The organism is Streptomyces sp. NPDC059850 (genome assembly GCF_042731515.1).
Taxonomy (GTDB): Bacteria; Actinomycetota; Actinomycetes; order Streptomycetales; family Streptomycetaceae; genus Streptomyces.
This window is the reverse complement of the sequence record NZ_JBHWJI010000105.1, coordinates 1-13,954: the sequence shown is the minus strand read 5'-3', so window position 1 is coordinate 13,954 and position 13,954 is coordinate 1. Positions and strand designations below refer to the sequence as shown.

Here is a 13,954-nt window from a genome sequence, read left to right as displayed (position 1 = left end):
TACCGGGGGCGGGGGGCGGGCGCGGCCCCCCCCCCGGCCGTTACCGGGTTACCGGAGGGACCTGGCTACCGGGTGAAGTGGAAGATGCCCCACGTCACGTGGTTTTTCCTGCCGCCCTCGACCCAGTTGGTGAGACCTTTCTTCATGTGGGCGAGGTAGTCGGCACTGACGTGTTCCGCCAGGCCTTCGGCCTCCTGGCGGCGGGTCTCCTCCAGGACCCGGGCGTAGTGCGTGATCAGGTGCTCGCGGTGCTCCTCGAAGCCGCCGCCGACCTCGGTGAAGCCGAGGCGGGCCAGTTCGTGGCGGTAGAAGTCCGGGGAGCCCATGGTGTCGAGGTGGATGCGGTCCAGGATGGGCCGCAGGGCGTCCAGCGGGCAGCCGTTGGCCGCCATGGGGTCGGTGAAGATGAGCTGACCGCCGGGGCGCAGGACGCGGGCGGCCTCTTCCAGGGGGCGGCGGCGGTTGCCGCTGTGCAGGAACGCGTCCTGGGACCAGACCACGTCGACGCTGTTGTCCGGCAGCGGGATCCGCTCGAACGAGCCGTCCAGCACCTCGATGATCTCGCTGAGCCCGCGCTCGGCGTTGATCGCGCGGTGCCGCTCGTTCTCCACCTCGCTGAGGTTCAGGGCGGTGACGCGGCAGCCGTACGTCTCGGCGAGGTAGCGCGCCGAGCCGCCGAAGCCCGAGCCGAGGTCGAGGACGGTGGACGCCGGGGTGAGGTCCAGGCGGCCCGCCATGCGGGCGACGGTGCGCCTGCTGGCCTCGGGGATCGGCTCGTCCTCCCGGTCGTAGACACCGATGTGGATGTCCTCGCCGCCCCAGACGCGCCAGTAGAACTCGTCCGCGTCGGAGGAGTTGTAGTAGTCGCGGGCGGTGCCGACGGCCGGGGAGTATTCCCCGGACGGGTCGTCCGTCGCGATGTACTCCTTCTCCGCGACATGGATGAAGAAGTCGGGCTGCTCCTCCCGGTAGGTGTGCTGGAAGTCGCCGTACGTCTCGATCCGCTGGAATCCGACCTCCTGCATGAGCCGCCGCGTGTAGTCCTTGCGCAGCGGAAACATGTTGAGGTGGTAGACGGATTCGTCGGGGAAGCTGTAGCGCATGCGGCACAGTCCCTCGTCGACGTGCTCCGGCTCAACGGCGACGTCCTCGCCGCAGTAGTAGTACACGTGCTTGCTGGTGTAGCCGTTATCGAGCATCGCGTCGTAGTTGCGATGGTCGAGGATGAGGACGCCGTCGTGCTTCAGCATCGCGTAGAACTCGGCGAGAGCCTTTCGGCGGTCACGCTCCGAGAAGAGGTGCGTGAAGGAGTTGCCGAGGCAGACGATGGCGTCGTACGGACCGTGCACGTCGCGGTTGAGCCAGCGCCAGTCGGCCTGGACGACGCGGAGGATGTGTTCGCCGTGCTTGAGCCCGTTGTCGAACGCCTGGGCAAGCATTTCGGCGCTTCCGTCAACGCTCGCGGTCTCGAACCCGGCTTCAAGAAGCCGTACCGAATGAAAACCGGTCCCGGTGGCGACGTCGAGGACCTTTTTTACGCCACGCTCCCGCAGGAGATCAATGAAGAACGTGCCCTCACTTTCTGCTCGCTTTTCCCAGTCGATGAGCGAATCCCATTTTTCAACGAAGCTTGGTACGTACTCCTCGGTGTAGTGATCGGTGTCCCTGACCTCGAATGGATTGTCTCCGAATTTCTGGACCGCTCGCGCAGAAATAACGAAACCTCCGGTGCTGAGACAGCGGACAACGGCACCCGTGTCCGGAGGTTCGCCTCCCCGAAGTCGCGTGATCTATGCCACCTGCGATGTCAAATTGTATGTAAATACAAAGTAACAGGGGCTGGCGAATCGGGAATACACGGCTTTATGCGAATTATGCGGGTTTTTGGTGCTTTGGCCCTGTTACGCCTGCTGTACGGCCGGGCGGGACCGCTCCGTCGCCGCGATGGTCGCCGAGCCCACGACGCGGGTGCCGTCGTACAGGACGATCGCCTGGCCGGGGGCCACTCCACGAACCGGCTCGGCGAAGGAAACCCGCAGCTCAGCGCCGACCGGCTCGGCCGTCACCTCGGTCTCGCCGCCGTGAGCGCGGAGCTGGGCGGTGTAAGCGCCGGGGCCGGTGGGGGCGGCGCCGCACCAGCGGGGCTTGACGGCGACCAGCGCCGAGACGTCCAGGGCCTCGACGGGTCCGACGGTGACCGTGTTGTCCACCGGGGAGATGTCCAGCACGTACCTCGGCTTGCCGTCGGCCGCCGGGTGACCGATGCGCAGCCCCTTGCGCTGGCCGATGGTGAAGCCGTACGCGCCCTCGTGGGTGCCGAGCTTGTGGCCGCTCTCGTCCACGATGTCGCCCTCGGCGGTGCCGAGGTGACCGGCGAGGAAGCCCTGGGTGTCGCCGTCCGCGATGAAGCAGATGTCATGGCTGTCGGGCTTCTTGGCTACGGCGAGGCCCCGCCGCTCGGCCTCGGCGCGGATCTCGTCCTTGGTGGTCAGGGTGTCGCCGAGGGGGAACATGGCGTGGGCGAGCTGCCGCTCGTCCAGCACGCCGAGGACGTACGACTGGTCCTTGGCCATGTCGCTGGCGCGGTGCAGCTCCAGCGCGCCGCTGTCGTCGCGCACGACCGTGGCGTAGTGGCCGGTGCACACGGCGTCGAAGCCGAGCGCGAGGGCCTTGTCCAGCAGCGCGGCGAACTTGATCTTCTCGTTGCAGCGCAGGCAGGGGTTGGGGGTGCGGCCCGCCTCGTACTCCGCGATGAAGTCCTCGACCACGTCCTCGCGGAACCGCTCGGCCAGGTCCCATACGTAGAACGGGATGCCGATCACATCGGCGGCCCGGCGGGCGTCCCGCGAGTCCTCGATCGTGCAACAGCCGCGGGCGCCGGTGCGGAAGGATTGCGGGTTGGCGGAGAGCGCGAGGTGGACGCCGGTCACATCGTGGCCCGCCTCGGCCGCCCGCGCGGCGGCGACCGCCGAGTCCACGCCGCCGGACATGGCGGCGAGGACGCGGAGGCGACGGCCGTCGCGGGGACCTGTGGGCGCACCGGGGAAGTCAGTCATAACCCAGCCAGCATAATTCGCTCCGTGGGGAACGAATAACGGGTTAGCCGCTCAGCGGCCGCTCAGCAGCCGCTCAGCTCGCGCGGGCCCGCTCCAGCACGCGCCCGGCCAGGTCAAGGGCCTGCTCGACATCCTTCGCGAGATAGGACAGCTCGACGAAGCAGTGCGTGAGGCCCGCCTCCCGCTCCGCCCGCGCGATCGTGGCCGCGATGTCCTCGACCGAGGCGTCGTCGTCGGGGTTGACCCGGAGGATCGCGTCGAAGCGGGCCGGATCCCGTCCCTCCTTCTCGACGGTCTCCCGCACTCCGGCCAGGTTCCGGACGAGGTCGGCGATGGGGTCGCTCCCGGCGTACTTCCGGCCGACGGGCGCGATGGGCAGCCAGCCGTCGGCGCGCCGGGCGGCCCGGGTGAGCGCGGCCGGGGCGAAGGCGCCCAGGTAGACCGGCGGGTGGGGGCGGGCGGCGGGCTTGAGGTCGATATGGCTGGCGGGCACGGTCCAGTGCTCGCCTCGGTACTCGACCGGATTCCGCGTCCACCAGGCGGTGAGGATGTCCAGGCATTCGTCCAGGCGGCGGCCGCGCTCGGCCATGGGGATGCCCGACGCCTCGTACTCCTCGGGCGACCAGCCGGTGCCGAGGCCCACCAGCAGCCGCCCCGCGCTCAGCAGGTCGATGCTGGTGAGGGAGCGGGCGAGTACCGCGGGCGGGTACCAGGGCGCGTTGATGACGTTGCTGCCGAGCTGGACGCGTTCGGTGGCCGTGGCGGCGGCGGCCAGCAGGGCGAAGGGGTCCAGGGCGGAGCGGAATTCCGGAGGGATCACGTCCGTACCGGCGTAGCCGACCTTCGGGTCGACCGGGTCGAGCAGCCGGTCGCCGACCCACAGGCTGTCCGCGCCGAGGGCTTCGGCCTCCCGGGCGAACCGTGCGACGTGCTGCGGATGGTGGGCCAGCTCACCGAACTGGGGAAGGGTGAACCCGATGCGCATAGGGCGGCTCCTCGTGGGCTCGTTGTCCTCAAGGGTCTCGTGGTCCTTGAGGTGCGGGCATCCTCGCCGTTAGTTCAATATTCAGCTACCCGTCGGGATACGGTTCGCGCCATGATCCACGGCGGCGGAACCGAGGGCGTGGGCCCGCGCGTTGAGCCTTCCGTGAACGAGACCAACCGCGGCGTGCGCCGCCAGGTGAGCCGGCGCACGCTGCTGCTCGGCGGTACGGCGGCCGGGCTGGGCGCGGCCGGGATCGCCGGATACGCCGCGCGGGACGAGCTGAGGCATCTGTGGTGGCGGGCGCCCGGGGCGCAGCAGCCGCGCGAGGAGGGCGCGGTCGACTACCCGGGCGCGGACTGGGTGGCGGCCTCCACGGCCAACTACCGGCAGGCCGACCGGCCGTACGACTACACGGTGGACCGGGTGGTGATCCATGTCGTGCAGGGCTCGTACGCGGACGCGCTGAGGGTCTTCCAGAACCCCGGGCACCGCGCCGCGGCGCACTATGTGGTGCGCCGCGACGGGCATATAGCGCAGACGGTCCGCGAGCTGGACGTGGGCTTCCACGCGGGCAACCGCTCGTACAACGAGCGCAGCGTGGGCATCGAGCACGAGGGGTTCGTCGACCGTCCCCAGGACTTCACGGACGCCATGTACCGGTCCTCGGCCCGGCTGACCGCCGCGATCTGCGAGCGCTACGGGATGGAGCGGGACCGCGAGCACATCGTGGCCCACTCGGAGGTGCCGGGCACCGACCACACCGACCCCGGCCGCCACTGGGACTGGGACCGCTATCTGGAGCTGGTGCGGGCGGTGCGGGTCGCGAAGTGAGCGCGTTAGCGCTGCCGCTTACGCCGTGCCGAAGACGACGGCGAGCGGGCGGTCCTTGCTGTCGCTGGTGGGCCGCGTGGCCGTGTCGCTGCCGACGTAGAGCTTCTTGTCGGTGAAGAGCATCCGGGCGTCGCCGTAGGTCTCCATGTCCGACTCCACGTCCTTCATGGCGTCGGGGTTCTTCTGGACCTGCGTGACCTCGAAGGACTTGGGGTCGACGCGCACGACGCCGCCCGCCTCGCTGTACATGCTGCCCTGGTAGGCGATCAGCGAGCCGTCCTTCTCGGTGCTGATGGGGGTCAGCGACCTGCTCTCCGCCATCTTCGTGCGGCCGGTCTCCTTGCCGGTCTCGAAGTTCACGCCGGTGATCTTCTCGCCGGGGCCGCCGTCGTCCACGTCCACCTCGGAGGAGAGATAGACCGTGCTGCTCTTCTTGTCGAGGGCCAGGTCCTTGCAGCCCTCCACATTGACGGCGGGGCAGTCGGGCTGGAAGCCCTTGGCGAGGACGTCGATCGAGTTGATCAGCTTGCCCTGCTTGCCGCTGTCGTCGATGGTCAGGATGTCGGTGACGCCGCTGCCGCCGTCGGAGTCGCCGGTGTCGGCGGCCACGACGAGGGGCGCGGTGGACAGGACGTGGGCACGCTCGAACTCCCCGTCGAGCTTGTAGGTCGACAGCACCTTCCGGGTCGTCGGATCCACGGTCTGCAGCTCCAGCTTGTCCGTGCTGGATTCCAAGCTGCTGCAGCCGTGCAGCGCGACGAGCTTGCCGTCGCCGCCCGCGTAGCCGTCGTCGTCGCAGTCCGCGATGTACTCCGGCTTCCACAGCGGCTTGCCGTCCAGCGACCAGGCGCCGCCGCCGCTGGTGCCTCCGGCGGCGATGGTGTTACCGCTGATCGTGACCTCGTCGAAGTCGACGCCGTCGTTGCCCTCGGTGTCCGTGCCCTCCTTCTGCCAGACCAGCTCGCCCTTGTTCAGGTCGACCAAGCCGACCTGGGTGCATTCGGCGTCACTGCCCTTGCCGTCCTTGAACAGCACGGCGGTGCGGCCATCCTTGGTGGTGTGCGGCGAGGCCCAGCAGATCTCCCCGTCGAGCGGTAGCGTCCACTGGGTTTTGGCACCGTCCGGAGAGTATCCGACGATTTTGTCGATATCGCCCTTCACAAAATTCTTGCCGGTCACCCACATACCCATGACTTCGGTGTCCTTGGTGACTTTCGGCATGCTGACCTTGCCCAGCGTCTTCGCCTGGGCGCCCTGGGAGGACGATCCGCCGTCCTTACCCCCGTCGTCGCCGCCCCCACATGCGGAAAGGAATGCCAAACCGCCTACCACCACGGTCGCCAAGGCCATGCGGCCCGAACGCTGCGACATCAGAGTTCTCCCGTTTTTCCCCGTTTAAGAGGCCCGGCGCACTTTTTTGCGTGCATGCCGGGCCCGTTGACGGGGTAGATCCTTGCCGACCGCTCTTCGCGATTTCAAGCGGAGCTTGATGTTCCGTGGGTTATTTGAAATGGCCGGGAGATCAGTTGGAATTCTGCGGTTAGTATCAGCTCAGACCCGCGCTGCGTGCGCGCTCCACGGCCGGGCCGATCGCCTCCGCCACCGCTTCGATGTCGGCCTTGGTCGACGTATGGCCGAGCGAGAAGCGGAGGGTGCCGCGCGCCAGGTCCACGTCCGTGCCGGTGGCCAGCACGACGTGGCTGGGCTGGGCGACCCCGGCGGTGCAGGCCGAGCCCGTCGAGCACGCGATGCCGCGCGCGTCCAGCAGCAGGAGCAGCGAGTCGCCCTCGCAGCCGGGGAAGGAGAAGTGGGCGTTGGCCGGGAGGCGCCCGGCCGGATCGGGGTCGCCGCCGAGGACCGCGTCGGGGACGGCGGTGCGGACGGCGGTGATGAGCGCGTCGCGCAGGGCGCCGATCTCGCGCGCGAACTCCTCGCGGTGGGTGGTGGCGTGCGTACCGGCCACGGCGAAGGACGCTATGGCGGGGACGTCGAGGGTGCCGGAGCGCACCTGGCGCTCCTGGCCGCCGCCGTGCAGAACCGGTACGGGGGCGTACTCGCGGCCCAGCAGCAGCGCGCCGATGCCGTACGGGCCGCCTATCTTGTGGGCGCTCACGGTCATGGCGGACAGGCCGGAGGCGGCGAAATCGACGTCGAGCTGGCCGACCGCCTGGACGGCGTCGGCGTGTATCGGAACGCCGTACTCCGCTGCCACGTCGGCGAGTTCGCGCACCGGCTGGATGGTGCCGATCTCGTTGTTGGCCCACATGACGGTCGCGAGGGCGACGTCTGAGGGGTCGCGGGCGATCGCCTCGCGCAGCGCGTCGGGGTGGACGCGGCCGTACGGGTCGACCGGCAGCCACTCGACGCGGGCGCCCTCGTGCTCGGCGAGCCAGTCGACCGCGTCGAGCACGGCGTGGTGCTCGACGGGGCTGGCGAGCAGCCGGGTGCGGGCCGGGTCGGCGTCGCGGCGGGACCAGTAGAGCCCCTTGACGGCGAGGTTGTCGGCCTCGGTACCGCCCGAGGTGAAGACCACCTCGCTCGGGCGCGCGCCCAGGGAGTCGGCGAGGGATTCGCGCGACTCCTCGACGGTACGGCGGGCCCGCCGTCCTGCGGCGTGCAGCGAGGAGGCGTTGCCGGTGACGGCGAGCTGGGCGGTCATCGCCTGCACCGCCTCCGGGAGCATCGGGGTGGTGGCGGCGTGGTCGAGATAAACCATGGTGGGCCCGATTCTACGAGCCGGGGGGCGGGGGCGATGGCGGTGGTGGGTGGGCTTTTTTCTTCGGTAAGGAGCGTCTAGAGTTTTACTCATGACACGCTCCGACTGGGTTCTGGATCGCACCTATCGCAGCGCTTCCTCGGGGGAGGTCCGCTGGGCCGTGCTCGGCGCGGCGGACGCTCCGCCGGTTGTGCTGCTGCACGGCACGCCGTTCTCCTCGTATGTGTGGCGGGCCTTCGCGCGGGCCCTTGCTGATCGGTATCGGGTGTACGTCTGGGACATGCCGGGCTATGGGGCGTCCGAGATGCGCGCTGGGCAGGACGTCTCGCTGGCCGCGCAGGGGCGGGTGTTCGCTGAGCTGCTCGACCACTGGGGGCTGGCGGAACCGGCCGTTGTGGCGCATGACTTCGGTGGGTGTGTCGCGTTGCGGGCGCATCTGTTGCATGGTGCGCGCTACCGGCGGCTGGCGCTGGTGGATCCGGTCGCGCTCGCGCCCTGGGGCTCCCCCGCCTACCGGCTGCTCGGCGGCCACCGCGAGGTCTTCGAGCAGCTGCCCCCGGCGCTGCACCGGGCGCTGGTGCGCGAGTACGTCAGCTCGGCGAGCGCGCCGGGGCTGCGTACGGACGTACTGGAGCGGCTCGTCGACAGCTGGTGCGGGGAGGCGGGGCAGCCCGCGTTCTATCGGCAGATCGCGCAGAACGATCAGCGGTTCACCGATGAGATCGAGGCGCGGTACGGGGAGATCGCGCTTCCGGTGCTGGTGTGCTGGGGCACCGAGGACTCGTGGATTCCGGTCGAGCGCGCCCACCAGCTGGCCGACCGGATTCCGGGGGCGCGGGTGCGGCTGATCGAGGGCGCGGGGCATTTGGTGCAGGAGGACGCTCCGGCGGAGCTGACGGCGGTGCTGAGCGGGTTCCTCGCCGAGGGGTGAGGTGCACCTGCGGCGGGCTGGCCCCCACCCCACCCCTTCCCGAAACCGGGGCTCCGCCCCGGACCCCGGTCCTCAATCGCCGGACAGTCTGGGTAGTGGGGGCCGGGCGCGACGGGGCCGGGCCTCACGCGCCGGACAGGCCGAATCGTCAGCCCCGCATGCGCAGCAACTTGGCGGCCAGGAGGGTGATGTGGTGGCGCCAGGAGGTCAGGGCTGCGGTGCGGTCCGCCTCCGTGTTCGGGGGGCCGGTTTGGGTGAGGATCAGGCGGGCTCCGTGGCCCGTGCCCTCGGTCAGGTGCCAGTGGACCTGGCCCGCGGGGCGGCCCTCGCGTTTCCAGGTGTAGGCGAGGGTGCGGGGTGCCTCGGCCTCGGTGATCGGGCCCGCCTCTACGGCGTCCGTGCGGAATCCGTAGGGGACGGGGTCGCCAGCGATGAGGGGCGGTGCGCCGGTTTTCCCCGCCAGGGCCTGCCAGACCGTTTCGGCGGGGCGTACGAGCTGGCGCTCGAAGCGCAGCCGCCAGCCGCCGTCCTCGGTGGTCTCCACCGCGCCCTCGGCCAGGCCGAACGCCTCGACGTACGACTCGTGCAGCTCGGCCATGTCCCCCGGGGCCGCCTTCTCGCCGTCCAGCAGCGCGGCCAGGGCCGTGATGCAGGCGTGCCAGCCGGAGGCGAAGCTCGCGGCGCCGAAGCGGTCACCGAAGGTGTGGGTGAGGGTCAGCAGACAGCCCTCGCCATCGGGGCGCAGCTCCCAGCGGAGCTGGTCCTCGCCCCAGGTGAACGCGAAGACATGGGGCGGGTCCAGCTCGGTGATCACGCCCTCCATGTCGGGGGCCTCCCGGCCGGGGAAGACGAAGCCCATCCGGCCCCCGGCCCTGAGGTCCACCTGAACCTCGGACGGGAACCAGTGGGCCAGCTCGGCCGGGTCGGTCAGGGCCTGCCAGACCTTCTCCGGGGAGTGGGCGATCCGGCGCTCCAGGCGGAGAGCGGAGCGGCCGCCTCCGGGCTGGCTCAGGGTGTCCTTCATGGGGAGTCTCCGTCATCGGCTTCGGGCATCGTGGCGAGGTGGCGTTCCAGGGCGTCCAGGCTGTTCGTCCACAGCCGCCGGTACGGGGCGAGCCAGGCGTCGATCTCGGCCAGCGGTTCGGGGCACAGCTCGTACCACCGCCGCTGGGCGTCCCGGCGCACCCGCACCAGCCCCGCCTCGCGCAGCACCCGCAGGTGCTTGGAGGTGCCGGGCTGGGTCAGGCCCAGCTGGTCGGTCAGCTCGCCGACCAGGCGGGGGCGCTCCAGGAGGAGGTCCAGGATCTGCCGTCGGCTCGGCTCCGCCAGTACGTCGAACGGTATGGGCATGCGGTGAATATAGCTTCGCGGTTATATAGCTGCAAGGGGATGCATGGCTACGGCTCCTCCGTCGCCGTGCTGCGCCGGTTCCACGCCCTCGGCGCCCGCCACCCGTACCGCATCGCCGCCAGCCGCGCCGCGAACGCCACGACCGCCGCGAGCGCGCTCGTCGCCCCGGTCAGCGCGTCGAGGTGGAGGAGCAGCGCGGCTATGGACGCGCCGACGATGGCCGGTACGGCGTACAGGTCCCGGTCCCAGCGCAGCAGCGACGGCACTTCATGGGCGAGGACGTCGCGCAGCACGCCGCCGCCGACCGCCGTCGCCATGCCGAGGGTGACGGACGAGGTGAGGCCGAGCCCGTGCTGATGTGCCTTGACGGTCCCCTCGACGCAGAACAGCCCGAGCCCGGCCGCGTCGAAGACGCCCACCGCGCGGGTGATCCGCTCGACCTGCGGATGCAGGAAGAAGACGATGACGGTGGCGACGAGCGGGGTGAAGAAGTAGGCGAGGTCGGTGAAGGCGGCTGGCGGCACCGCGCCGATCACCAGGTCCCGGAACACCCCGCCGCCCAGCGCGGTGGCCTCGGCGAGCACCGCCATGCCGAAGACATCGAAGTTCTTGCGCACCGCGAGCAGCGCACCGGATATCGCGAAGACGAAGATCCCGATGACTTCGAACGCGTGCTGGACGGACGGGGTGACCAGTTCGATGAGCACCCGACATTGTTAGCAGCCGGGGCCACCGGCCCCGGCCCGTCTCAGCTCTCGGTCTTCTTCGTCGCGCTCCGCACCGGTCCGGCGACATGCTCCGGTCCGTTCTCCGGGTGGTGGCAGGCCACCTGGTGGCCGGTGGCGAGCGCCACCAGGGGCGGTTCCTCCCGCTTGCACACCTCGGTCGCCTTCCAGCACCGGGTGTGGAAGCGGCAGCCGGACGGCGGCGAGATCGGCGAGGGGACGTCGCCCTTGAGCAGGATCCGCTCGCGCTGGGCGCGCCGCCGGGGGTCCGGCACGGGCACGGCGGAGAGCAGTGCCTTGGTGTACGGGTGCATCGGGGTCTCGTACAGGGCGCGGCGGTCGGCCAGTTCGACGATCTTCCCGAGGTACATCACCGCGATCCGGTCCGAGACGTGCCGGATGACGGACAGGTCGTGCGCGATGATCACGTACGTCAGCCCCAGCTCGTCCTGGAGGTCGTCCAGCAGGTTGACCACCTGGGCCTGGATGGAGACGTCCAGCGCGGAGACCGGTTCGTCCGCGACGACCAGCTTGGGCTTGAGGGCGAGCGCGCGGGCGATGCCGATGCGCTGCCGCTGGCCGCCGGAGAACTCGTGCGGATAGCGGTTGTAGTGCTCGGGGTTGAGGCCGACCAGCGCCAGCAGCCGCTGCACCTCCGCCTTGATGCCGCCCTCCGGGGTGACGCCCTGAAGCTTGAAGGGCGCGCTGACGATCGCGCCGACCGTATGCCGGGGGTTCAGCGAGGAGTACGGATCCTGGAAGATCATCTGGACGTCGCGGCGCATCGGACGCATCGCGGCGGTGCCCAGATGCGTGATGTCCTCGCCCTGGAACTCGATCTTCCCGGAGGTCGGTTCGAGCAGCCGGGTGATCAGCCGTCCCATGGTGGACTTGCCGCAGCCCGACTCGCCGACCACGCCCAGGGTCTCCCCCTGGCGCACGTCGAAGTCGAGGCCGTCGACCGCCTGCACCGCGCCGCTCTGCCGCTGCAGCAGCCCCTTCTTGATGGGGAAGTGCTTGACCAGGCCGGACACCGTGAGCAGGGGCTCGGGCGTGGTGGCCGCCTGCTCCGGGACCGTCTGCTCCGGGACCGTCATCTTCGTGTCCTTCGTGGCCTTCGTGGCCTGCGTGCCCTGAGGGCCCTTCGTGTCCGTCACAGCTTCGGCGCAATCTCTTCGGTCCAGATCCGCGTACGGTCCTCCTGCGCCATATGACAGGCGGAGAAGTGCCCGGCCGCGCCCGGAACCACCCGCAGCTCCGGCCGCTCGGTGCGGGTGATCCCGCCCTCGGGGACGTCGGCGTACGGGCAGCGCGGGTGGAAGGCGCAGCCGGACGGCACGTTGATCAGGCTGGGCGGGGAGCCCTTGACCGGGATCAGCCGGTCGGTCTGGTCGCGGTCGATACGGGGCATCGAGCCGAGCAGGCCCCAGGTGTACGGGTGCTGGGGCTCGTAGAAGACCTTCTCGGCCGGTCCCCGCTCGACGCACCGGCCGCCGTACATCACCAGCAGGTCGTCGGCGAGTTCGGCGACGACGCCCAGGTCGTGGGTGATGACGATGACCGCCGAGCCGAACTCCTTCTGCAGATCCCGGATGAGGTCGAGGATCTGCGCCTGGACGGTGACGTCGAGCGCGGTGGTCGGCTCGTCGGCGATCAGCAGCTCGGGGTTGTTGACCAGCGACATCGCGATCATCGCGCGCTGCCGCATGCCGCCGGAGAACTCGTGCGGATAGCTGTCCACCCGCTTGTCCGGCTGCGGGATGCCGACCCGGTCGAGCATCTCGACCGCGCGCTTGCGGGCGACGTCCTTGCTGACGTCGTGGTGGACCTGGTACGCCTCGGTGATCTGGCGGCCGATCGTGTAGTACGGGTGCAGCGCCGACAGCGGATCCTGGAAGATCATCGACATCTCGCGGCCGCGCAGCTTGCGCACCTCGTCGGGGTCGGCGCCCAGCAGCTCCTGCCCGTTCAGCCAGATCTCGCCGGAGATCCGGGCCTTGCGGCGGCCGTACTGCCCGGCGGTGTGCAGCCCCATGATGCCGAGCGAGGTCACGGACTTGCCGGAGCCGGACTCGCCGACGATGCCGAGGGTCTTGCCCTTCTCCAGCCGGAAGCTGAGCCCGTCCACGGACTTCACCAGACCGTCGTCGGTCGGGAAGTGGACCCGCAGGTCGCGGACTTCGAGGAAGGCCTTCGGGGCGGCCGAACCGGCCTCGGCCACCTCGCCGACCACCGTGGTCGAGGGTTCCGCCACGGCGGTCTCGGGCTTGTTCAGATCGGTCATCCGAGCCTCACTCGTGGGTCGATGACGGCGTACAGGAGGTCCACGACGAGGTTGGCGAGCACGATGCACAACGCGGCGATCAGGGTGACGCCCAGGATGACCGGGAGGTCCTTGTCGCTGATCGCGTTCACCGCGAGCCGCCCGAGGCCGGGCAGGTTGTACGTGCTCTCGGTGAGCACCGCGCCGCCGAGCAGCGCGCCCAGGTCCAGGCCGAGCAGGGTGAGGATCGGGGTCCAGGTGGAACGCATCGCGTGCCGCCCGATGACCACCCGCTCCCGCAGCCCCTTGGCGCGGGCGGTGCGGATGTAGTCCTCGCCCATGATCTCCAGCATGGTGGCGCGGGTGAGCCGGGCGTACATGGCGGCGTAGAGGAACGCGAGCGTGATCCACGGCAGGATCAGGGACTCGAACCACTTGGCGGGGTCGTCGCCGAGCCCCTTGTAGTCCACGTCGACCCACTTCAGCTGGTAACTGAAGATCGCCAGCGAGAGCAGACCGGTGAAGTAGATCGGCAGCGAGACACCGGCGAGCGCGGTGGTCATCGCCGAGCGGTCCCACAGGGTGCCCCGGCGCAGCGCGGAGACGACACCCGTGGTGATGCCGCCGACCAGCCACAGCAGGCAGGCGCCCGCGGCGAGCGAGAGGGTGACCGGCATGGCGTCGGTCAGCTGCGGCCACACCGCCTGCTCGGTGCGGAAGGAGTAGCCGAAGCAGGGCCTCGCGCAGTGGGTGACATCGGCACCGTTGGCGTAGTCGCGGCCGACGAACAGGCCCTCGACGAAGTGCCAGAACTGCAGCAGAAGCGGATCGCTGAGCCCCAGCTTCGTCCTGATGCCCTCGATGGCCTCGGGGTCGGCCTGTTTGCCGACGAAGAGCAGCGCCGGGTCGGAACCGGCCCACTTCGGGATCACGAAGAAGATGGCGAAGGTCGTGAGCGTGACGACCAGCAGCATCATGACGACGGCGAACAAGCGCCGGATGACGTAAGCAAGCACTGTGCGCGGCCCGGTGGCGGTGGGGGGGGGCGGCGGCGCGCGGCGGGCGGCGGCCCCCCCCCCCCCCCCCCCCCCCCCCCC

At 70.0% G+C, this 13,954-nt stretch carries 13 protein-coding genes; 2 read left to right on the top strand and 11 right to left on the bottom strand.

Features of this window, described 5'->3' with window-relative positions:
- Window positions 1–65 precede the first annotated feature (65 nt).
- From ACFV9T_RS41515 to ACFV9T_RS41505, 3 genes are all read right to left on the bottom strand, one after another.
- Window positions 66–1,553: a methyltransferase domain-containing protein gene (locus tag ACFV9T_RS41515; RefSeq protein ID WP_385448798.1), complete on the bottom strand. Its 1,488-nt coding sequence runs from the start codon at window positions 1,551–1,553 to the stop codon at window positions 66–68.
- A 348-nt stretch (window positions 1,554–1,901) separates the two neighbouring features.
- Window positions 1,902–3,056: a tRNA 2-thiouridine(34) synthase MnmA gene (gene mnmA / locus ACFV9T_RS41510; RefSeq protein ID WP_385448792.1), complete on the bottom strand. Its 1,155-nt coding sequence runs from the start codon at window positions 3,054–3,056 to the stop codon at window positions 1,902–1,904.
- 73 nt (window positions 3,057–3,129) lie between these two features.
- Window positions 3,130–4,041 carry a TIGR03619 family F420-dependent LLM class oxidoreductase gene (locus ACFV9T_RS41505; RefSeq protein ID WP_385448789.1) on the bottom strand — a complete coding sequence of 304 codons (912 nt, stop codon included), beginning with the start codon at window positions 4,039–4,041 and terminating at the stop codon, window positions 3,130–3,132.
- A 111-nt stretch (window positions 4,042–4,152) separates the two neighbouring features.
- On the opposite strand from ACFV9T_RS41505, the gene ACFV9T_RS41500 reads away from it, so the two are divergent.
- On the top strand, window positions 4,153–4,872 hold the full coding sequence (locus ACFV9T_RS41500) for an N-acetylmuramoyl-L-alanine amidase (RefSeq protein WP_385448786.1): 720 nt from the start codon (window positions 4,153–4,155) through the stop codon (window positions 4,870–4,872).
- Window positions 4,873–4,890: 18 nt separating this feature from the next.
- On the opposite strand, the gene ACFV9T_RS41495 is transcribed toward ACFV9T_RS41500, so the two are convergent.
- Together ACFV9T_RS41495 and ACFV9T_RS41490 are read right to left on the bottom strand one after the other, a co-directional pair.
- On the bottom strand, window positions 4,891–6,243 hold the full coding sequence (locus tag ACFV9T_RS41495) for a hypothetical protein (RefSeq protein ID WP_385448783.1): 1,353 nt from the start codon (window positions 6,241–6,243) through the stop codon (window positions 4,891–4,893).
- A 175-nt stretch (window positions 6,244–6,418) separates the two neighbouring features.
- Window positions 6,419–7,588 (bottom strand): cysteine desulfurase family protein, encoded by a 1,170-nt coding sequence (locus ACFV9T_RS41490; RefSeq protein ID WP_385448780.1) that lies wholly within the window; start codon window positions 7,586–7,588, stop codon window positions 6,419–6,421.
- A gap of 91 nt (window positions 7,589–7,679) precedes the next feature.
- Here ACFV9T_RS41490 and ACFV9T_RS41485 point away from each other — a divergent pair, with 91 nt between their 5' ends.
- The gene (locus tag ACFV9T_RS41485) at window positions 7,680–8,519 is read left to right on the top strand and encodes an alpha/beta fold hydrolase (RefSeq protein ID WP_385448778.1); all 840 of its coding nucleotides are present in this window, start codon (window positions 7,680–7,682) and stop codon (window positions 8,517–8,519) included.
- Between the two features lie 148 nt (window positions 8,520–8,667).
- Here the strand turns inward: ACFV9T_RS41485 and ACFV9T_RS41480 are convergent, their stop codons facing one another.
- Genes ACFV9T_RS41480 through ACFV9T_RS41455 form a run of 6 tightly spaced genes read right to left on the bottom strand, consistent with a single transcriptional unit; the run spans window position 8,668 to window position 13,873 of the window.
- Window positions 8,668–9,543 (bottom strand): SRPBCC family protein, encoded by an 876-nt coding sequence (locus ACFV9T_RS41480; protein ID WP_385448776.1) that lies wholly within the window; start codon window positions 9,541–9,543, stop codon window positions 8,668–8,670.
- Window positions 9,540–9,869 carry an ArsR/SmtB family transcription factor gene (locus tag ACFV9T_RS41475; RefSeq protein WP_385448774.1) on the bottom strand — a complete coding sequence of 110 codons (330 nt, stop codon included), beginning with the start codon at window positions 9,867–9,869 and terminating at the stop codon, window positions 9,540–9,542. The genes ACFV9T_RS41480 and ACFV9T_RS41475 overlap by 4 nt, the downstream gene beginning before the upstream one ends.
- A gap of 47 nt (window positions 9,870–9,916) precedes the next feature.
- Window positions 9,917–10,576, bottom strand: coding sequence for a trimeric intracellular cation channel family protein (locus ACFV9T_RS41470; protein ID WP_385448772.1), 660 nt, complete (start codon window positions 10,574–10,576; stop codon window positions 9,917–9,919).
- A gap of 41 nt (window positions 10,577–10,617) precedes the next feature.
- On the bottom strand, window positions 10,618–11,691 hold the full coding sequence (locus tag ACFV9T_RS41465; protein ID WP_385448795.1) for an ABC transporter ATP-binding protein: 1,074 nt from the start codon (window positions 11,689–11,691) through the stop codon (window positions 10,618–10,620).
- A 56-nt stretch (window positions 11,692–11,747) separates the two neighbouring features.
- Window positions 11,748–12,878 carry an ABC transporter ATP-binding protein gene (locus ACFV9T_RS41460; RefSeq protein ID WP_385448771.1) on the bottom strand — a complete coding sequence of 377 codons (1,131 nt, stop codon included), beginning with the start codon at window positions 12,876–12,878 and terminating at the stop codon, window positions 11,748–11,750.
- Complete coding sequence (locus tag ACFV9T_RS41455) at window positions 12,875–13,873, bottom strand: ABC transporter permease (protein ID WP_385448769.1); 999 nt, start codon at window positions 13,871–13,873, stop codon at window positions 12,875–12,877. The genes ACFV9T_RS41460 and ACFV9T_RS41455 overlap by 4 nt, the downstream gene beginning before the upstream one ends.
- Window positions 13,874–13,954: the final 81 nt, after the last annotated feature.